Origin of the sequence: Paenibacillus radicis (ex Gao et al. 2016) (assembly GCF_014641555.1) — a bacterium.
GTDB lineage: Bacteria > Bacillota > Bacilli > Paenibacillales > Paenibacillaceae > Pristimantibacillus > Pristimantibacillus radicis.
Map to the genome: position 1 here is coordinate 1 of NZ_BMHY01000027.1, position 18787 is coordinate 18787.

Sequence of the window (18787 nt, forward strand, 5' to 3'; positions counted from 1 at the left end):
CTCCAGCGCCGATGGTACTTGGACCGCAGGGTCCTGGGAGAGTAGGACGTCGCCAAGCACGAGAAGCCTGCCGCATGATTGCGGCAGGTTTTTTGTTGTGCTGATGTTTGTTTGTTATGTGATGGTGTAGGATAACGGCTTTTCTCAACCACTAATGACCACGACTCAACTACTCTAAGACTGAACCAACCTTTGAAAGTTCCTCAGTAACGATTATGTAGGTGTCACGATTACTCCTGTTAACCAGACGTAAGTAATAACCATTAACCACAGAACCCAGTAATTCTACTATTTCATATCTCACCTACTCTACTGTCTAACCATGCGCTCCAGCGTCTCATTAAGGGTACAGTTAAGTAATAAGGATTTCATATCCGTAGCTGCTCTTGCGCCTAGTATACTTCTTTAGGCTTCCTGTTAGAACTTTATACAGTAATCGAATGTGCTGGTTCTGACTAGGACAACCTACTTTACTCGCATTTTCACGTAGAAAGCTGTTATGAATGACTCCCTAAGCCTGATCAAAATGCAAAAGTACATTTTGATCAGGCTAAAAATCGTTAAAATCGCCTTCAAAATATAAAAGTGCAGGTGAAATGGGTAAAAATCGCCGAAATCATCGCAAAAAGCCGAGTCAAACTGCACTTTTGCATTTTGATGCCCGTTTTAGACGAAAAAGAGTCAAACAAAATGCACTTTTACATTTTGTTTCCCCGTTGAGCGTGAAACGCTGGCGGACCAAGCAACGCTCTCAAAAATTAGTGTGTTAAAGGCAGAAGCGGAGCGAAACGAGCCCAGGATGACATTTTGAAGCTTCATTAGATCATGGAATCGGGTTAGCGGCGGGGAGATTGAAGCAAGAACGGCAGCATGGGCCGTTTCGCGCAGCGGATGCTTGTTTTTCACCATAGAGTAGTGGGTTTGGAACGCGTGCTATTGTGACGGCATAGCGCTCTATGCCATAATCAGCTTACAAGATACTGAAGGAGGCTGTTTGGCGTGCCAATCGAAATTCGAGAGCTTGAAGAAGATTATTTTGATGAGGGTATAGAGCTTTCACAGTTTGCGTTTCAGTTTACGTTGACACCAGAGGAAAAGGAAAAGGCTCGCGAGCGCTACAAACATGAGCCAGCGGTTCGGTGGGGCGCATTCGTCGACGGCAATTATGCCGCGAACCTGACGCTGCTCACCTTGCATACATACGTGGGCGGCAAACGCTTCGCAATGGGCGGTGTAGCCGGGGTGGCTACATGGCCAGAGTACCGCAGGCAAGGACTTGTCGCAGAGCTGCTCCGTACAGCGCTTCTCCACATGAAAGAGCAAGGTCAAACGCTGTCGTACCTGGCGCCCTTTGCTATAGGTTTTTACCGGAAATTTGGCTGGGAGCTTTACACGGATAATAAGAGATACAAAATAGAAGCGGCACTGATGCCAAAGCGCGAGAACTATGCTGGCCGAATCGAAAGGCTTAGCGATAATATTCCGCTGCTTAATGAGCTTTACAATGTCTATGCCCGCCGATATAACGGGATGCTGGAGCGCACGGAAGCCTGGTGGACGAATCGTGTCAAACGCCGGAAGCAGGGGCAAACAGCCGTCTATTACGGAGCTGATCATACCCCGCAAGGCTACGTCCTCTATGAGGTAAAGCAGAAGGAATTGAAAATTCATGAAATCGTAGCGTTGACGGAAGAGGCAGGGCGTGCGCTGTGGTCTTACTTGGGACAACATGATTCTATGATCGAAAGTGCGGAGGCGGTTGTTCCGATCGATGACCGACTGGCCTTCCTGCTGCCGAATCCGAGAATCAAGCAGGAGATTGAGCCATATTTTATGGCGAGAATTGTAGATGCAGAAGCTTTTCTATCGCAATATGTATTTACGGATGCCCAAGAAGGCCAGCCTTCTACGATACTAATCGAGCTAACCGACGAGCATGCACCATGGAATACCGGCGTCTATAAGCTGGACATTCAGACAGACGGAACGGCTAAGGCTGCCAAAATCCCGCAAACTGAAACCACGACATCAAGCGAGAAAGAACCGCTTCGCATCCGTACTGACATTGGAAGCTTAACGGCCATGCTGCACAGCTACATGCGCCCTAGCGAGCTGAACCAGCATGGCAGAGTTGCTGGCGATGCGCCAGCCATCCGTTTTTTGGAAGCGCGAATTCCGGTTAAAACCCCGTTTTTACTCGATTTTTTCTAATTTCAGGATGGGGCTCCAATTGAGCTGCGGCGCTTCACAAACTGCCTTCGTACAGCCTTGACAGCCCCTACCCCCTCTGCTAATATTGCAATAATATACGTAGAGGCAAGATATACAAAGGGAGGAACATACTCGTGTGGGAAACGAAATTCGCCAAAGAAGGCTTAACATTCGATGACGTACTGCTCATTCCAAGGAAGTCAGAAGTGCTGCCACGGGAATCAGACATTTCAACTCAGCTTAGCGGGAGCATCAAACTGAACATTCCACTTATCAGTGCAGGAATGGACACCGTAACCGAAGCGGCTTTGGCGATTGCAATCGCTCGTGAGGGCGGTATCGGCATTATTCATAAGAACATGTCTATTGCACAACAAGCAGAAGAAGTCGATCGCGTAAAACGTTCAGAAAGCGGCGTTATTACGAACCCGTTCTCGCTCACGCCAGAGCATCATGTCTATGATGCCGAAGAGCTCATGGGCAAATATCGTATCTCCGGTGTTCCGATTGTGGATGCTGCAGGGAAATTAGTCGGCATTCTGACAAACCGCGACTTGCGTTTTGTACATGACTATTCCATTAAGATCAACGAAGTGATGACACGCAAGGATCTGGTAACAGCTCCTGTAGGTACTACACTTCAAGAAGCAGAAGTGCTGCTTCAAAAGCATAAAATCGAAAAACTTCCACTCGTAGACGAGTCCAACACGCTCAAAGGACTTATTACGATTAAAGATATCGAGAAAGCAATTCAATTCCCGAACGCGGCAAAAGACAAGCAAGGTCGTCTGCTTTGCGGCGCTGCAGTAGGTATTGGCAAAGACACGACGGACCGCGCTGAAGCGCTTGTGCAAGCAGGCATCGACGTACTCGTTGTAGACTCCGCTCACGGCCATCATATTAACATCCTCGATGCGGTACGCAAGCTGCGCGCGAAGTTCCCGGAACTGACGATCATTGCCGGAAACGTAGCGACTGGCGAAGCAACACGTGATCTGATCGAAGCTGGCGCTTCCGTCGTTAAAGTCGGTATCGGTCCAGGCTCGATCTGTACAACTCGTGTAATCGCTGGTATCGGCGTTCCACAAATTACGGCAATCTACGACTGTGCTTCGGTTGCGCGCGAGTACAACGTTCCTGTCATCGCTGACGGCGGCATCAAGTACTCCGGCGACATTACGAAAGCTATCGCAGCTGGCGCAAGTGCCATCATGATCGGCAGCTTGTTCGCAGGTACGGCAGAGAGCCCTGGCGAGACGGAAATTTTCCAAGGCCGCAGTTATAAAGTATACCGCGGTATGGGCTCGCTTGGCGCTATGAAAGAAGGCAGTAAAGACCGCTACTTCCAAGAGAACGAAAGCAAGCTCGTTCCGGAAGGCATTGAAGGCCGCGTTCCTTTCAAAGGTCCTTTGGCCGATACGGTTCACCAGCTTCTAGGCGGACTCCGTTCCGGCATGGGCTATTGCGGCACTTCGAACCTCGAGCAGCTGAAGAATGAGACGCAATTCATTCGCATCACAGGCTCAGGACTACGCGAAAGCCACCCGCATGACGTTCAAATTACGAAAGAAGCTCCTAACTATTCGCTGTAATGGCCTGACAAACAGGAGTAACGGCAGATGATAGACGATACGGTTAAGCCGTATTGCCTATTATCTGCTTTTTTCATGTCTATCTGGCAGCATTCGCCAGCGAATACTTCCAATATTCTCATCCTATTCAGGTTTCTCTCACCCTCTCGCTTGTGATACAATTAACAACGACAAACTTGAGGAGAAAAGGGGAGAGGAATGTTGAAGGCAAAGATTAGCCCGCCCAAAATGAGGTCGGTAGCAATCGCGTTTATGGCGGTCTGGTTAGCGGTGTTCTCAGTAGGAGGAGCTGTTAGTGCAGCAGGAACGCCAGGCGGCGAATGGGTAGACAATTCACTAGGTTTGGAAGTGAGCTCCGCGATTCTAATCGATGCGGATTCCGGACAAGCCATCTATGAAGTAAATGCGGACGAGCCCCGCCCTCCGGCAAGTATGACAAAGCTGATGACGGAGTATATCGTACTTGAGGAAATTACGAATAAACATTTATCTTGGGATGATATCGTTACTGTAAGCGAGGAAGCGGCCAGCACGCCTCCCGATGGATCTCAAATCTATCTAGCACAAGGTGATCAGCATACAGTAAAAGAATTATATATAGCAATGGCTATCCAATCGGCTAACGATGCTACGATTGCTCTTGCGTCTCAAATCGCAGGCAGCGAGCAAGGTTTTGTCGAAAAAATGAATGAAACGGCAAAAGAACTCGGATTAACGACGGCAAACTATACAAGCGCGACCGGCCTGTCGGATACGACGGTTATTTCGGCTCGTGATATGGCGAAGCTGGCGCAAGTCATACTGAAGAAGCACCCTGAGTTTCTGGAATACTCCAGCCTGCAGGAACACAAGTTCCGCCCGCGGGATAAAAAACCGATGTACAACCTGAACTGGATGCTCGGGACGAACAAGAATAATACCAACCTGAAAGCTTTCGCTTATGAGGGCGTAGACGGTATGAAGACGGGCTACATTAAATTAGCCGGCTATACGTTCACAGGTACGGTTAAACGCGGCGATACGCGTTATATCAGCGTTGTCATGAACACGAAATCGAAGGCTGCACGTTTCAACGAAACGGCGAAGCTGTACAATTACGCGTTCAACACGTTCGAGAAGAAATCGGTCGTTGCGGCGAAATCCGTGGTAGAATCGGTCAAAACGGTTAAGATTAAGAAAGGTGCAAGCAAGACTGTGCCTGTCATAACCGAATCCGATATTACCTTCACAGTAAAAAAAGGCACGGAGCCGAAGATTGAGCTGGCAGGCAGTCAGATCATGAGCGAGAGCGAGCTTGTAGCGCCAATTAAAGCCGGGCAAAAGGTCGGCACCGTAACGTACAAGTATACGGATGATCAAGGCAAAGCTTTGGAGAAAACGATCAATCTGATCGCATCGGAAGACGTGAAAAAAGCCGGCTGGTTCAAACTGATGTTCCGCGGCATTGGCAGCTTCTTCTCTGGTCTGTTTAATGGGATCGTAAATCTGTTCTAATTCAAGGCAGGCAGGGAAATCTAGGGTTGTCGATTGCTGAGCCTTCCTGTAAAATTAATGGTTAGAATAAGTGGCGATACTTATACATTTTAATAAGCGCAAGCTTGCGAGCCGAGGCTGACGGAGCTGCGCCACATTTTGAGGAGGATTCATCAGCATGGAAACAGGAACTTCGCGCGTAAAACGCGGTATGGCAGAAATGCAAAAAGGCGGCGTCATCATGGACGTTATGAACGCCGAGCAAGCGAAAATTGCGGAAGCAGCAGGCGCTACAGCCGTTATGGCTCTTGAGCGCGTACCTTCCGATATCCGTGCAGCAGGCGGCGTAGCCCGTATGGCTGACCCAACAGTAACGGAAGAAGTTATGAAAGTTGTCTCCATCCCGGTTATGGCGAAAGCTCGTATCGGACATATTGTTGAAGCAAGAGTGCTTGAAGCAATGGGCGTTGATTACATCGACGAGAGCGAAGTTCTGACTCCTGCCGACGAAGTTTTCCACATCAGCAAAAACGATTTCACTGTACCATTCGTATGTGGTGCTAAAGACCTTGGTGAAGCGCTTCGCCGTATTCAAGAAGGCGCTGCTATGCTTCGTACGAAGGGCGAGCCAGGAACAGGCAACATCGTTGAAGCTGTTCGCCACCTTCGCTTGATCAACGGCCAAATCCGCAAAGTACAAGCTTTGTCGAAAGACGAGCTTTACAACGAAGCTAAAGTTCTCGGCGTTCCTTACGAGCTGCTGTTGAACGTACACGAGAGCGGCAAGCTGCCGGTTGTTAACTTCGCAGCAGGCGGCGTAGCAACGCCATCTGACGCTGCGTTGATGATGGAGCTGGGCGCTGACGGCGTATTCGTTGGATCCGGTATTTTCAAATCCGACAACCCTGAGAAATTCGCTCGTGCAATCGTAGAAGCTACGACGCATTACCAAGACTACAAGCTGATCGCGGAAGTGTCCAAAAACCTGGGCGCACCGATGAAAGGCATTGAAATCTCGAAGCTGGATGCTTCGCAGCGTATGCAGGACCGCGGTATTTAATAGACGCGGCGATTAGAAAGGCGTGTAAGCATATGAAAATAGGGGTACTGGCGCTGCAAGGCGCGGTAGCGGAGCATATGCGAAGTTTGGAGGCGGCGGGCGCGGAAGCGGTCGCCGTTAAACGAATGGAGCAGCTCGACGAGTTAGATGGACTTGTCATTCCTGGCGGCGAAAGCACGACGATTGGCAAGCTGATTAGAAAATATAATTTCATGGAAGCTATCCAGTCGTTCTCGCAGCAAGGCAAGCCGTTGTTCGGCACTTGCGCAGGCTTGATTCTTCTTGCTGATCGCATTGAAGGACAAGAGGAAGCACATTTGCGATTGATGGATATGATCGTTGCCCGCAACGCTTTTGGCCGTCAACGTGAAAGCTTCGAGACCGACCTGGATGTTAAAGGCATCGACGAACCGGTAAGAGCGGTATTCATCCGCGCCCCTCTTATTAAAGAAGTCGGCAAAAACGTGGACGTACTGTCTACGTACAAGGGCGAGATCGTGACGGCTAGACAAGGGCATCTGCTGGCGTCTTCCTACCATCCGGAGCTTACGGACGATTTCCGCCTTCATGCTTATTTTGTCGATATGGTGAAAGAAGCGGCAGCGAGCCGCTAAGAGAGAGGGGTTCAAAGTTCATGTTAGATGTCAAATGGTTGCGCAACGAATATGAACAGGTGGAGCAGGCGCTGAAAAACCGCGGCGCTTCGCTGGACCTGATCACTGGATTTAACGAAGTTGACGTGAAACGCCGCGATTTGCTGGTTGAGACGGATAATTTGAAAAACCGCCGCAATACGGTTTCTCAAGAAGTCGCTAAGCTGAAAAAGTCGGGCGGAGATGCGGACGCGTTAATCTTGGAAATGCGCGAGGTAGGCGACCGCATTAAAGAGCTGGATGACGAGATTCGCGAGCTGGAAGCTCAAATCGAGCATATCATGCTGGCGATCCCGAATTTGCCGCATAGCAGCGTGCCGGTAGGCGCTTCGGAAGAAGACAATGTAGAAATTCGCCGTCACGGCGAGCAGACGACATTCGACTTCGAGCCTAAGGCACACTGGGATTTGGCGCAGGAGCTTGGCATTCTTGATTTTGAGCGTGCAGGCAAAGTTACGGGCTCGCGCTTTACGTTCTATCGTGGACTTGGGGCACGTCTTGAGCGTGCGCTCATCAGCTTCATGATGGATCTGCATAGCGATCAGCACGGCTATGAAGAGATCCTGCCTCCGTACATCGTCAATCGTGACAGCTTGATCGGCACGGGACAGCTTCCGAAGTTCGAGGAAGACTTGTTTAAAATCGCGGAATCCGACTTTTTCCTCATTCCTACGGCTGAAGTGCCGGTAACGAACCTTCACCGGGAAGAGATTTTGTCGGCAGACGAGCTGCCGAAGCATTTTGTCGCGTACAGCTCGTGCTTCCGCTCGGAAGCAGGCGCTGCAGGCCGGGACACCCGCGGCTTGATCCGTCAGCATCAGTTCAACAAAGTAGAGCTGATTAAGCTGGCGAAGCCTGAGGACTCCTACGACGAGCTGGAGAAAATGACTGCAAATGCGGAAAAAGTACTTCAGCTGCTGGGACTGCCTTATCGTGTACTCGCGCTGTGTACAGGCGATATGGGCTTTACGGCTGCGAAGACGTATGATCTTGAAGTATGGCTGCCTAGCGCAGGTACATACCGCGAGATTTCGTCGTGTTCCAACGTAGAGGACTTCCAGGCACGCCGTGCGGCCATTCGTTTCCGCCGCGAGCCAAAGAGCAAGCCTGAGTTCGTGCATACGCTGAATGGCTCAGGGCTGGCGGTAGGACGTACTTTTGCCGCTATTCTGGAGAACTATCAGCAAGCCGACGGAACGATTATCGTACCGGAAGTACTTCGTCCATACATGGGCGGATTGACTGTGATTCAACCACGCGGCTAAAACATTTTTGTCCACAGGCTAAATAAGAGTTGCTTCTCGAATTTAGCCTGTGGTACAATATGATCTGTTACGGTTTCATTACGGAGAGGTACCGAAGCGGTCATAACGGGGCGGTCTTGAAAACCGTTAGGGTGCAAGCCCACAAGGGTTCGAATCCCTTCCTCTCCGCCATTTAAATAAACACTCAAGCGTCTGGGAATATCCCCAGGCGCTTTTTTTGTTTTTCTTCACAGATTGGGGATAAAATATTTAAAAATGTGGATAACCTTAATAAAATGTGTGTAACTATGTGGATAACTTAATGAGGCGTATCGCATAAATCATTTCGAATTGCCGCATCTTAAAGACGGGAGGTGCTAACAATGGCGAAACAAGATGAGCTTCGTATCGATCAGCAGCAATTGGTGGATGCATGGCAGCGTACACTGCCCGAACGGGTACAGCAATCGGATCAATGTGAGGTATTAGCCGATGAGTCGGACTCGTCCGCTCTTCGTGTGACGATTGAAGTCGCGGGCCGGCAAGCGTATTCCCTTGATTTTAAGGTGCAATATGTGGATAGCCGTGAAGTTCGCGTCGAGCTTGTTGATGTGGAGAAGGATCATGTGTCGGTAGATGAACGTACTGAGACGATTCAACAGCTCATTCAGGACTATACGCGGCACTTGCATGAATGTGCGCAGGCGCTGCAGCAATTAACGCACGCATAAAGGAGCTGAACGAGGATGACGAAAGCAAAGGGGTCTGTGGATAAAAATTTATCCAACGTGGTGAACGATCTGGCTCAAACGCCGGTAAACAGCCATCATGCGCAGCAATTGCAGCAGGATGTCAATGACCGCCGCAACCAGGACGCGATCAACCACGACCAGCCAACGGATCTAAAGCATCAGCGCAATTAAATCATATCCTTCATTCCTAGGAGGTAGTGCAGATGGGCAAGCCGAAAAGCGTTCCTGTTCCGGATTCCAATGGCAATGGCGGCGGAGGCGGAGAGAAGCATCGCGGGCATCAGCAACAGCCATTGTCAGGCTCCAAGAAAACGAAGCAGCGTAACCATGTCGATCATAACAACCCTGAGGGTTAATTAACCGATTCCTATAAATAAGAATTCCGGCAATCCCGTTTCAGTTCGCTGAAGCGGGATTGTTCGGTTTATATTGTAACTACTAAATCAAAATCAATTGTTATAGAATGGAGGTATTGGACAAGCGACGAGGAGGACATTACGAATATGAAAAATTGGCAACGGATGGCTGTGTTATGCCTAACAGCCGTTCTATTCCTAGTTGCAGGCTGCAGCTCGAATGCATCACCGAAGCAATCGCTGCAGAATGCGATCAAAAAGACAGGAGAAGCCGGCAGTTATACGCAAGCGATAACGATCGGCATCGATGAGCTGCAGCTGCCTGCCAGCACGGCCTCAAAACCAAATTTGGCTGTCGCATCGGGCATTGCGGGCATGCTGAAAGGCGCAACCTTGAAGATCAATACAGTGTATCAGAAAGAACCGCTGCGGACCGATATGGAACTGAATATCGTTCTGGCTGGCTTAACCATTAAAGTACCTATTCTAATCAGCAATGACAAAATGTACGTACAAATTCCGGCCATTCCCTTGCTGAAGCTCCCAAATACGATTCTAGGCAAATATATTGAAATCGACATGGAAGCCTTGGCTGCCCAGCAGCAAAATGCAGCCGCTCTTGATTTGGGTGCGCAAATGAAGCTAATGGATGAGCTGAATGGACTGCTTTTGAAACATTTTGACGAGAAAAACTACTTTAGCAATGTGAAATCCGATGAAGCCGGACTTCCAGAAGGCGTGAAAGCCGATCAAGTCGTACGCTTTGCGATTGACGACAGCAATTATTCTTCTTCTATTGAGACGATTGTCACCAAATTGTTGCCGGAGCTCTACGGCATTCTGGCTTCTAACGAAGCGTATCTGGATACGTTTCAGATGAAGAAGGAAGAGGTTGAGAAGTGGAAGGCGGATCTGGAGACGAACAAGGCTCAAATTAAGGATTCGCTCAAAGAGCAGCTGCAGGTGAAGGAATTATCTGTGACTGGCGCCATTACCGGTGATTATTTGTCCTATCAATCCCAGATTATTAACGCAGTCTATACGGATAAAGAAAGCGGAGAGGCGCTGAAGCTGAATCTGCATATCGATATCGAGTACTCGGGCGTTGGCGAGACGCCGACGTTCACGCATGAGCTTCCAACGGATGCTGTGAAGCTTGAGGACCTGACAAAGCTGCTGAAAGGGTAAAGCGGTCTGTAAGGTAGCTTTAAAAAGTAAAGTATGTTACATTTAATTCATACTAAAAAGTAAAGGATGGTGCTGCATGAAAATCGAAGTATGGTCCGATTTTGCATGTCCCTTCTGTTATATAGGCAAACGGCGGCTGGAAGGCGCACTCGAGCAATTCGCTCACCGGGACGATGTAGAGGTAGAATTCCGCAGCTTCGAGCTGGACCCGAATGCGAAACGCGATGTGGATTATGATGTAAATGATATGCTTTCTAAGAAATACGGTATGAGCCGCGAGCAAGCGGAGGCTAATAACCGTAATTTGACGGAACAGGCCCGCACGCTTGGTCTGGACTACCATATGGATAAAATGGTGCTGACGAATACTTTCGACGCGCATCGTCTGACGCATTTGGCGGCGAAATCCGGCAAACGCGAGGAGATGGCCGAGCGGTTGTTCAAGGCTTATTTTACAGAAGGGAAGCATCTGGGTGACCATGATACGCTGGCTGATCTGGCAGTAGAAGTGGGTATTGATCGCGGCGAGGCGCTGGAGGCGCTCAAGAGCCCTACCTATACGCAAGAAGTGCGTGCGGACGAACAGGAAGCGAGCCAGATTGGCGTTCGCGGCGTTCCTTTCTTCGTTATTGACCGGAAGTATGCGGTATCCGGCGCACAGCCAAGTGAGGTATTCCTTCAAGCCGTACAACAGGCCTATCAGGAGAGCAAGCCTCTAACGGTTATCGGCGGAGACGAAGGCGATGACGCTTCTTGCACAGACGGCGTATGCGCACCTAAGCAATAAACGATTCTATATGACGAAGCTGCAGGTATGGGGAATGACTACTGTTTATGACAGGTGTCAGTCTCCGGAGCCTGCAGCTTTTTTCATTTTTCGGGAAAACAAGGGTTGTCAGAAAATGGGGCTTTACGCTATACTTATACCTAGATATTCGATACATAGATATTCAATGTATACGACATTAAGGGTGAATGGAGGTTGAGGATGCCATGACGATTAACAAAGAGCTGATGAAAGGCAGTACGGTCATTCTTATTCTGACGCTGCTGGACCGTAAGGAAATGTACGGCTATGAGATGACGAAGGAAATCGAGCAAAGCTCTGACGGTGTGTTTACGTTTAAAGAGGGGACGCTGTATCCCATTCTCCATACGTTAGAGGTGGAAAGGCTGGTAGAGGCTTATTGGAATGAGGAGGGCGCGCGCAAGCGCAAGTACTACCGAATTACCGATCAGGGCCGCAAACAGTTAGAAGAGAAGAAGCGGGAGTGGGCGCTATTCCGGAGTACCGTTGACCGTGTACTAGGGGAGGGACAAGCATGAGCCGCAGTGCAGCGATTCAGGAGCATGAGGTTGTACGGCTATATTTGAGGCGGGTATGCGGACATATTAAAGCGAAGTCCGTCCATAGTGACATTCAGCAGGAATTGCTGGCACATTTGGAGGAGCTTGTCGAAGAGAAGGAGCAGGAGGGCTATGGGCAAAAGGAGGCGATTCGTCTGGCCGTCGCCCAAATGGGTGATCCCGACGATGTCGGCCGACAGTTCCACCAAGCGCATAAGCCAAGGGCAAATTGGGGCCTGCTCGCCTTGGTCGCTGTTTTCGTAGCGATTGCGCTGACAGCGATGTATTCGGTGCAGCTGGCTGGGAACCAACGTATGACTACTGATTTCTTGGTCAACAAAATGGTATATATCGGCATTGGCCTCGGCATTATGGCAGGCCTATACTTTTTCTTTGATTACCGAAAGCTGCAGAAGTATTCCTGGCATCTCTATGGTTTGACTGTACTAGTCATGATAGTACTGGCGTACTTTGGCAACCAAGTTAATGGCAAAAAAGGATGGATCTCTATTCCCTACTTTACCTTCGATGGTGTATGGATTTGTCTGCATCTTTTTATTCTTTCCATTATTGGAATTCTACTCCGTTCTAGCGAAAAGGCGGCAACGGCGGGTAAAGGAAGGCGGATCGTTTACGGGCTCAAAGATATGCTGTTCTGCTTCGTCCTTCCCTGCCTCCTCTTTCTAAGCATGAGTACCCATACGTATCTGTTTATTTACTTGACCTGTCTTGTAATTGTGATGACTGTGTATGTGCGCAGATGGCTGCTGCTATCGTCCGGGATGTTGGCTGCGGTCGTTATGCTTGGGCTATATCTGCTTTTCGACAGATCATTCCAATACATCCTTTCGGAGCGATTGAGCAGCTTCTTGAAGCTAACAGACAATCCGGATTCAACCTATATGACGAGAATGTCCGTTCAAGCTATTCATGACGGAGGCTTGTGGGGGCAAGGCTTTGGGGTGTCCAATCGAACGCTGCCCTTCATCCATAGCGAGATGATCTTTACCTATCTTACGTACAGTATGGGCTGGGTCATGGCGGGTCTTATCCTTACTGTCGTGATCATGTTTATGGCGCAAATCGGAATTATGATAAGCCGGCTGCGCGACCGCTATGCGAAAGGATTGGTTATCGGCTTGTTCTCGATACTATGCTTGCAATTCCTCTGGTGCATTGGCATGTCGTTCGGCTGGCTGCCGATGACCGAGATGAGGCTTCCTTTCATCAGCTATGGGGGAACCTCAACCCTTCTTGAATTGTCTGCTATAGGCTTGTTCCTCAGCGCGTATCGGCGAAAAGATATGATACCTAGTCCATCACAACCTCTACAAACATAGCAAGTCTAATAGCGCTGCAGCGGCAGCGCTATTTTTCATGCTTTTTGATAGGCGCGCCCAGGAAGCATTTGGGTTACAATGGTCAGAGATTAACGAAATTATGCATCAGGGGGATATTTAACAGATGAAAAGGAGATCGATGAAAAAGAAGTCGATGAAAAAGAAGTTTTGGAATCTGATTATGCTGCTCGCCATCGCATTTGTTGCGATGTACATTGTACCCCAGTTGGATCTGGAGCAAGAAGCAGGTACGCATTCTACGAGCAGCGAGAATAGCGAAGCGGATTATAAGCTGTATTTTCCAGCCGATCGATTCCCGGAAACCGCCAAGCATATTGAAGACGCCATTGAAAGCGGAGAATCAAAGGTTTGTACGATTGACCGGGTCGGAGCTGAGGATAACCGTAAGGATTCCCTAAGGGGTGTGCCAACCAAGAAAGGCTTTGATCGCGATGAATGGCCGATGGCCATGTGCTCGGAAGGCGGAGCGGGCGCCGATATCGAATACATATCGCCATCTGACAACCGGGGTGCGGGAGCTTGGGTCAGCAACCAGCTGGAGCAATACCCGGACGGGACACGAGTGGAATTTATTGTTCGTTAGGCACGCTGTCCAGCATGTGCTACATATACTGCTCACAAACGTTAGTAGGCAGAGGTCCCGTCTCCTAGCCGGATAATTCGAGCCTTGCCGATATCCTTCTTGAAAACGTGGCGTGTATCCAGAATAAGCTTGCTATGGTCGGCGATAAACTGAGCAGGCATGACGGTATGGTCGGTGCCTATCAGTAGGCAATCCGCTTGCTCCAGCTCATCTTCAGTAAGGACGATGCTATCAAGCTGTGTACCATTTGCAAGACGGACTGAGGGAACATAAGGATCATGATAGCTGATGTCTGCGCCGCTTTGCTGCAATACATTCAATATCGCAATGGCCGCCGATTCCCGAGAATCGGCAATATTTCTTTTATAAGTGACCCCATATACGATAATTCGCGCATCGGCGAGTGCTTTTCCCTTAGGGAGAGCAAGCTGCAGCTTGGTGACGATCGAGGCGGGCATAGCATCGTTGATTTGTTGCGATAGCTGAATGAACTTGCTCGTTATGCCGAACTGCTCCGCCTTCCACTGCAAATATAGAGGATCAATCGGAATACAGTGGCCGCCGATTCCCGGACCGGGATAGAAGGGGCTGTAGCCGTAAGGCTTGGATGCCGCAGCTTCGATAACCTCCCATATGTTCACATTCAGCTTCTCGCATATGTCGGCAAATTCATTCATGAATGAAATGTTGATGAAACGGAAGCTGTTTTCCAGCAGCTTGGTCGTCTCCGCAGCTTCTGTTGTGGACACTGGAATGACATGATCGAATAGTTGACTGTACAGCTTCTCAATACGAGCAAGGCATTGCGGGGTTACGCCGCTTACTACTTTCGGAATGCCGGTCAGTGTATTGTCCCGATTGCCGGGATCAATGCGTTCGGGGGAATAGGCGATGAACAGATTTTGCCCCGTTTGCAGTCCGCCTTTCTCCAGCAGCGGCTTCACCACTTCTCTAGTGGTTCCGGGATATGTTGAGCTTTCCACGATAATGAGTTGACCATGCCTGAGCAGCGGGTAAAGCCGTGTACATGCATCAGTCAGATAAGACAGATCGGGTCCATGGTTAGCTGACAGCGGGGTTGGTACGCATAGGATAATCGTGTCCACGCCCATGACAGCGGTATATTCTGTCGAGACAAACCAGCGGCTGGAAGCCATCGCAGCATCCAGCTCTTCATTTTCAATATCTTGCACATAGCTTCTGCCTTCATTAATTGCATTGATTTTCAACGGATCAAGATCGATGCCGACAACGTTGAAGCCTTTCTTGATAAAGGCGATAGCCAGCGGCAGACCGACAAATCCGAGACCGATAATGCCAACCTTCCCCTTTGCCGCGCCAGCGCCATTAGCAGCAGTTTCTATCATCATTTGGATCCAACTCCTTCGGAGCTCTTCTACTATTCTATTAAAATATTAAAATCAGCGCGGTATGCTCACGATATCTGTCTATTACGGCGCATTATTTTTAGAATGCAGCCAGGCAAGAGAGGAGAATAACGTTGAAAAATAAAAATGTGCCGGGTGTTACGATCATCACCTCTACCATCCGTCCGAAATTTATTCATCAAATCTTTCAAAACTATGTACGCCAAAAATGGGCCCCAAAGGAATTAATCATTGTACTGAATAAAAACGCGATAGCAATCGATCCCTACTTGCAGTTGGCTCAGCAATATCCGGGCGTAACTGTATTACGGCAGCCGCAGTCGAAAAGACTGGGAGCTTGCCTCAACTATGCTGCGGCCCGCGCAAAGTATCCGTATATTGCGAAGTTTGATGATGACGATTATTATGCGCCAAGCTATATACCGGAAGCAATGGGGCTATTCGCGAAAAAGAAGGCGGATCTGGTCGGCAAACGAACCTGCTTCTTCTATATGCCGCATCGTTCATTGCTGCTATTACGACAAATGCCTGTGCGCCCGTATAGCCGATGCCGGAAAATCGCGGGGGCAACGATTATGTTCCACAGACGTGTCTTTAAGAAAGTAAAGTTTTCCACGAAGGTACGGCAGGGCTCTGACGTTCGGTTTGTTAAAGCTTCGATTCGCAAGGGATTCAGGGTGTTTACGACCTCACCCTATAATTTTGCGGCAATTCGCAGAGCCAATCGGAACTCTCATACTTGGAAAATAAGTGATAAACGGCTATTGGCGGCAAAAAAAAGGTTGCTGCTTCGCACCCGCAACTACAAGCATCATGTAAATCGCTCGCTGGATCAATTGAAAGGAATTCAGCCCTATCCTATACCAGTGGGGGTGCCGGATGATTTGATCTACAGCCGGGATTAATAATAGATTGTAAATGAGAAAAGAAGGCTGGCTAGTAGAGAAACGGTGAGCCATTTGAATAGGAATGTCTAAGAACAGCTTTTGCCAGTGGCATCTGCTGTTATTTTTTTACATGCGCTGGGCGTATACCGTGTTTGCTCCTATACGGAAACCATAAATTGTATCGATTAGGCAAGTGCTTACGATTTGGGGCAAGATTAAACATCAGTAAGAGGTGACGAAGCATGAACAGTCGTCGTGGGAAGTCCTATCGTCGTATAAATATTGGATCTGTAACCCGGCGGCTGGGCCGTCGACAAAAAGGCAAGAAAGCGTATTTGGAGATAGCTGATACGATAGTAGTCGTTGATGATGATTGCCGATTTCATAAGCGGCATATAAAATGTAAGCCAACAAAGCATGGGCGAAAAAAGAAGAAAAAATGTCCTAAGAGACACCGTGGGGCAACCGGATCGACTGGGGCGACCGGAGCAGCTGGTGTAGCGGGAGTTACAGGTGCAACTGGGGTTACGGGTCCGACTGGACCGACCGGAGAAGGTGATCCCGGAGCGACAGGCATTACGGGAGCAACAGGGGCCACTGGTGTGACAGGGCCGACTGGAGCGACGGCAGGTGCGACGGGTGTAACGGGAGCGACAGGCGTAACAGGTGTATCAGGTGCGACAGGAGCAACCGGGCTGACAGGCGCCACGGGAGCGGGGAGTACGGGTGCAACAGGTGCAACTGGGGCAACGGGCGTAACAGGGCCAACCGGTGCAACAGCGGGCGCCACGGGCGTAACCGGTGCTACAGGCGCGACAGGTGAGACAGGCGCTGCGGGTGCAACCGGAGCTACAGGTCCGACCGGAGCTACCGGAGCGGGTGACACTGGAGCCACGGGTGTTACAGGGGTTACGGGTGTAACAGGCCTAACAGGTGCGACAGGAGCCACAGGGGCAACGGGCGGGACGGGAGTCACCGGAGCAACAGGCAGTACCGGAGCCACGGGTGCAACTGGCGATACCGGAGCAACAGGAGCAACAGGAGCAACGGGAGCAACCGGAGCAACAGGAACGACAGGAGCCACGGGAACGACGGGCGATACCGGAGCAACAGGTGAAACAGGAGCAACGGGAGCCACGGGAGCGACGGGTGCAACTGGATCAACAGGAGCGACGGGAGCAACGGGCGATACCGGAGCAACAGGTGAAACAGGAGCAACGGGAGCGACGGGTGCAACTGGATCAACAGGAGCGACGGGAGCAACGGGAGCGACAGGACTAACAGGTGATACAGGAGCCACGGGAGCAACAGGGGCAACAGGGGCAACGGGAGCAACAGGAGCAACGGGAGCAACCGGAGCAACAGGAACGACAGGAGCCACGGGAGCCACGGGTGTAACTGGCGACACAGGAGCCACAGGTGATACAGGAGCCACGGGAGCAACAGGCGGTACCGGAGCAACAGGAGTAACGGGAGCGACAGGACCAACAGGTGCAACGGGAGCAACGGGAGCCACCGGAGCAACAGGAGCAACAGGAGCAACGGGCGCGACAGGACCAACAGGTGATACAGGAGCAACGGGAGCCACCGGAGCAACAGGAGCAACAGGAGCAACGGGAGCGACAGGACCAACAGGTGATACAGGAGCAACGGGAGCCACCGGAGCAACAGGAGCAACAGGAGCAACGGGAGCGACAGGACCAACAGGTGATACAGGAGCAACGGGAGCCACGGGTGTAACTGGCGACACAGGAGCAACAGGACCAACAGGACCAACAGGAGTAACGGGAGTAACTGGAACCACCGGAGCAACGGGTGCAACGGGAACAACAGGAGCAACGGGCGCGACAGGACCAACAGGGGATACAGGAGCAACGGGTGCAACGGGAGCCACGGGAGCAACGGGAGCAACAGGGGCAACAGGTGGAACAGGTGGAACAGGTGGAACAGGAGCAACCGGAGCGACAGGTGGAACAGGACCAACGGGAGCCACAGGTGCGACGGGAGCTACAGGTGATACTGGTGCAACGGGAGCAACAGGAGCCACGGGTGCAACGGGAGCAACAGGTGATACAGGAGCCACAGGAGCAACGGGTGCAACGGGTGCAACAGGGGCAACAGGTGCAACGGGAGCAACAGGAACGACAGGAGTCACGGGAGTCACGGGGGCGACAGGCAATACAGGAGCCACGGGAGCAACGGGAACAACGGGAGCGACAGGACCAACAGGTGATACAGGAGCAACGGGAACAACGGGCGATACCGGAGCAACAGGTGCAACAGGTGGAACAGGAGCAACGGGAGCAACGGGAGTAACGGGAGCGACAGGAGCAACAGGTGCTACAGGAGCAACAGGAGCTACGGGAGCAACAGGAGCAACGGGTGTAACTGGCGAAACAGGAGCAACAGGAACGACAGGAGTCACAGGAGCAACGGGAGCAACAGGTGCGACAGGAGTCACAGGAGCAACGGGAGCAACAGGTGCGACAGGAGTCACAGGAGCAACGGGAGCGACAGGACTAACAGGTGATACAGGAGCAACGGGAGCAACGGGAACAACGGGAGCAACAGGAGCAACAGGACCAACAGGACCAACAGGTGATACAGGAGCAACAGGAGCAACAGGTGCGACAGGAGTCACAGGAGCAACGGGAGCGACAGGACTAACAGGTGCAACAGGAGTGACAGGGGC

Annotated in this window: 16 protein-coding genes, 1 tRNA gene and 1 pseudogene; 17 read left to right on the plus strand and 1 reads right to left on the minus strand. The window is 50.6% G+C overall.

Annotated features, from left to right (window positions below; genetic code table 11):
* Nucleotides 1–999 precede the first annotated feature (999 nt).
* The 15 genes from IEX98_RS28730 (at nucleotide 1000) to IEX98_RS28800 (ending at nucleotide 13820) form a co-directional block, all read left to right on the plus strand.
* Entirely contained in the window at nucleotides 1000–2211 is a 1212-nt protein-coding gene (locus IEX98_RS28730) for a GNAT family N-acetyltransferase (protein WP_188893099.1), read from the plus strand.
* A 134-nt stretch (nucleotides 2212–2345) separates the two neighbouring features.
* Nucleotides 2346–3803, plus strand: coding sequence for an IMP dehydrogenase (gene guaB / locus IEX98_RS28735; RefSeq protein ID WP_188893100.1), 1458 nt, complete (start codon nucleotides 2346–2348; stop codon nucleotides 3801–3803).
* Between the two features lie 198 nt (nucleotides 3804–4001).
* On the plus strand, nucleotides 4002–5297 hold the full coding sequence (locus IEX98_RS28740; RefSeq protein ID WP_229692443.1) for a D-alanyl-D-alanine carboxypeptidase family protein: 1296 nt from the start codon (nucleotides 4002–4004) through the stop codon (nucleotides 5295–5297).
* A 157-nt stretch (nucleotides 5298–5454) separates the two neighbouring features.
* Nucleotides 5455–6336 carry a pyridoxal 5'-phosphate synthase lyase subunit PdxS gene (gene pdxS / locus IEX98_RS28745; protein WP_188893101.1) on the plus strand — a complete coding sequence of 294 codons (882 nt, stop codon included), beginning with the start codon at nucleotides 5455–5457 and terminating at the stop codon, nucleotides 6334–6336.
* A gap of 32 nt (nucleotides 6337–6368) precedes the next feature.
* On the plus strand, nucleotides 6369–6950 hold the full coding sequence (gene pdxT / locus IEX98_RS28750) for a pyridoxal 5'-phosphate synthase glutaminase subunit PdxT (protein ID WP_188893102.1): 582 nt from the start codon (nucleotides 6369–6371) through the stop codon (nucleotides 6948–6950).
* A gap of 20 nt (nucleotides 6951–6970) precedes the next feature.
* The gene (gene serS / locus IEX98_RS28755) at nucleotides 6971–8254 is read left to right on the plus strand and encodes a serine--tRNA ligase (RefSeq protein WP_188893103.1); all 1284 of its coding nucleotides are present in this window, start codon (nucleotides 6971–6973) and stop codon (nucleotides 8252–8254) included.
* 82 nt (nucleotides 8255–8336) lie between these two features.
* Nucleotides 8337–8425 (plus strand) — tRNA-Ser (locus IEX98_RS28760).
* Between the two features lie 191 nt (nucleotides 8426–8616).
* Nucleotides 8617–8964: a hypothetical protein gene (locus IEX98_RS28765; RefSeq protein ID WP_188893104.1), complete on the plus strand. Its 348-nt coding sequence runs from the start codon at nucleotides 8617–8619 to the stop codon at nucleotides 8962–8964.
* A gap of 15 nt (nucleotides 8965–8979) precedes the next feature.
* A complete protein-coding gene (locus IEX98_RS28770; RefSeq protein ID WP_188893105.1) occupies nucleotides 8980–9156 on the plus strand; it encodes a hypothetical protein in 177 nt (58 codons plus the stop codon).
* 32 nt (nucleotides 9157–9188) lie between these two features.
* Nucleotides 9189–9341 carry a small acid-soluble spore protein P gene (locus IEX98_RS28775; protein WP_188893106.1) on the plus strand — a complete coding sequence of 51 codons (153 nt, stop codon included), beginning with the start codon at nucleotides 9189–9191 and terminating at the stop codon, nucleotides 9339–9341.
* 147 nt (nucleotides 9342–9488) lie between these two features.
* Nucleotides 9489–10529 (plus strand): hypothetical protein, encoded by a 1041-nt coding sequence (locus tag IEX98_RS28780; RefSeq protein WP_188893107.1) that lies wholly within the window; start codon nucleotides 9489–9491, stop codon nucleotides 10527–10529.
* Nucleotides 10530–10605: 76 nt separating this feature from the next.
* On the plus strand, nucleotides 10606–11316 hold the full coding sequence (locus IEX98_RS28785; protein WP_188893108.1) for a DsbA family oxidoreductase: 711 nt from the start codon (nucleotides 10606–10608) through the stop codon (nucleotides 11314–11316).
* Nucleotides 11317–11522: 206 nt separating this feature from the next.
* The gene (locus tag IEX98_RS28790; RefSeq protein ID WP_188893109.1) at nucleotides 11523–11855 is read left to right on the plus strand and encodes a PadR family transcriptional regulator; all 333 of its coding nucleotides are present in this window, start codon (nucleotides 11523–11525) and stop codon (nucleotides 11853–11855) included.
* Nucleotides 11852–13216, plus strand: coding sequence for an FtsW/RodA/SpoVE family cell cycle protein (locus IEX98_RS28795; protein ID WP_188893110.1), 1365 nt, complete (start codon nucleotides 11852–11854; stop codon nucleotides 13214–13216). Before IEX98_RS28790 ends, IEX98_RS28795 begins: the two co-directional genes overlap by 4 nt.
* 124 nt (nucleotides 13217–13340) lie before the next feature.
* Nucleotides 13341–13820, plus strand: a complete 480-nt coding sequence (locus IEX98_RS28800; RefSeq protein ID WP_308421840.1) for a NucA/NucB deoxyribonuclease domain-containing protein — start codon at nucleotides 13341–13343, stop codon at nucleotides 13818–13820.
* A 41-nt stretch (nucleotides 13821–13861) separates the two neighbouring features.
* Here the strand turns inward: IEX98_RS28800 and IEX98_RS28805 are convergent, their stop codons facing one another.
* Complete coding sequence (locus IEX98_RS28805) at nucleotides 13862–15190, minus strand: nucleotide sugar dehydrogenase (protein ID WP_229692444.1); 1329 nt, start codon at nucleotides 15188–15190, stop codon at nucleotides 13862–13864.
* Between the two features lie 131 nt (nucleotides 15191–15321).
* Between IEX98_RS28805 and IEX98_RS28810 the strand changes: the two genes are divergently transcribed.
* Both IEX98_RS28810 and IEX98_RS28815 read left to right on the plus strand, forming a co-directional pair.
* The gene (locus IEX98_RS28810; RefSeq protein WP_188893111.1) at nucleotides 15322–16113 is read left to right on the plus strand and encodes a glycosyltransferase family 2 protein; all 792 of its coding nucleotides are present in this window, start codon (nucleotides 15322–15324) and stop codon (nucleotides 16111–16113) included.
* A 224-nt stretch (nucleotides 16114–16337) separates the two neighbouring features.
* Nucleotides 16338–18787, plus strand: a pseudogene (locus IEX98_RS28815) (collagen-like protein); the annotation flags it as partial.

Bases quoted from the DNA above. Each gene is read 5' to 3' on its own strand.
- IEX98_RS28805 (WP_229692444.1), bottom strand. From the start codon at position 15,190: ATGATGATAGAAACTGCTGCTAATGGCGCTGGCGCGGCAAAGGGGAAG.
- IEX98_RS28785 (WP_188893108.1), top strand. From the start codon at position 10,606: ATGAAAATCGAAGTATGGTCCGATTTTGCATGTCCCTTCTGTTATATA.
- IEX98_RS28765 (WP_188893104.1), top strand. From the start codon at position 8,617: ATGGCGAAACAAGATGAGCTTCGTATCGATCAGCAGCAATTGGTGGAT.
- IEX98_RS28770 (WP_188893105.1), top strand. From the start codon at position 8,980: ATGACGAAAGCAAAGGGGTCTGTGGATAAAAATTTATCCAACGTGGTG.
- IEX98_RS28800 (WP_308421840.1), top strand. From the start codon at position 13,341: ATGAAAAGGAGATCGATGAAAAAGAAGTCGATGAAAAAGAAGTTTTGG.
- IEX98_RS28780 (WP_188893107.1), top strand. From the start codon at position 9,489: ATGAAAAATTGGCAACGGATGGCTGTGTTATGCCTAACAGCCGTTCTA.
- IEX98_RS28795 (WP_188893110.1), top strand. From the start codon at position 11,852: ATGAGCCGCAGTGCAGCGATTCAGGAGCATGAGGTTGTACGGCTATAT.
- pdxS (WP_188893101.1), top strand. From the start codon at position 5,455: ATGGAAACAGGAACTTCGCGCGTAAAACGCGGTATGGCAGAAATGCAA.
- IEX98_RS28790 (WP_188893109.1), top strand. From the start codon at position 11,523: ATGACGATTAACAAAGAGCTGATGAAAGGCAGTACGGTCATTCTTATT.
- IEX98_RS28740 (WP_229692443.1), top strand. From the start codon at position 4,002: ATGTTGAAGGCAAAGATTAGCCCGCCCAAAATGAGGTCGGTAGCAATC.
- serS (WP_188893103.1), top strand. From the start codon at position 6,971: ATGTTAGATGTCAAATGGTTGCGCAACGAATATGAACAGGTGGAGCAG.
- pdxT (WP_188893102.1), top strand. From the start codon at position 6,369: ATGAAAATAGGGGTACTGGCGCTGCAAGGCGCGGTAGCGGAGCATATG.
- IEX98_RS28775 (WP_188893106.1), top strand. From the start codon at position 9,189: ATGGGCAAGCCGAAAAGCGTTCCTGTTCCGGATTCCAATGGCAATGGC.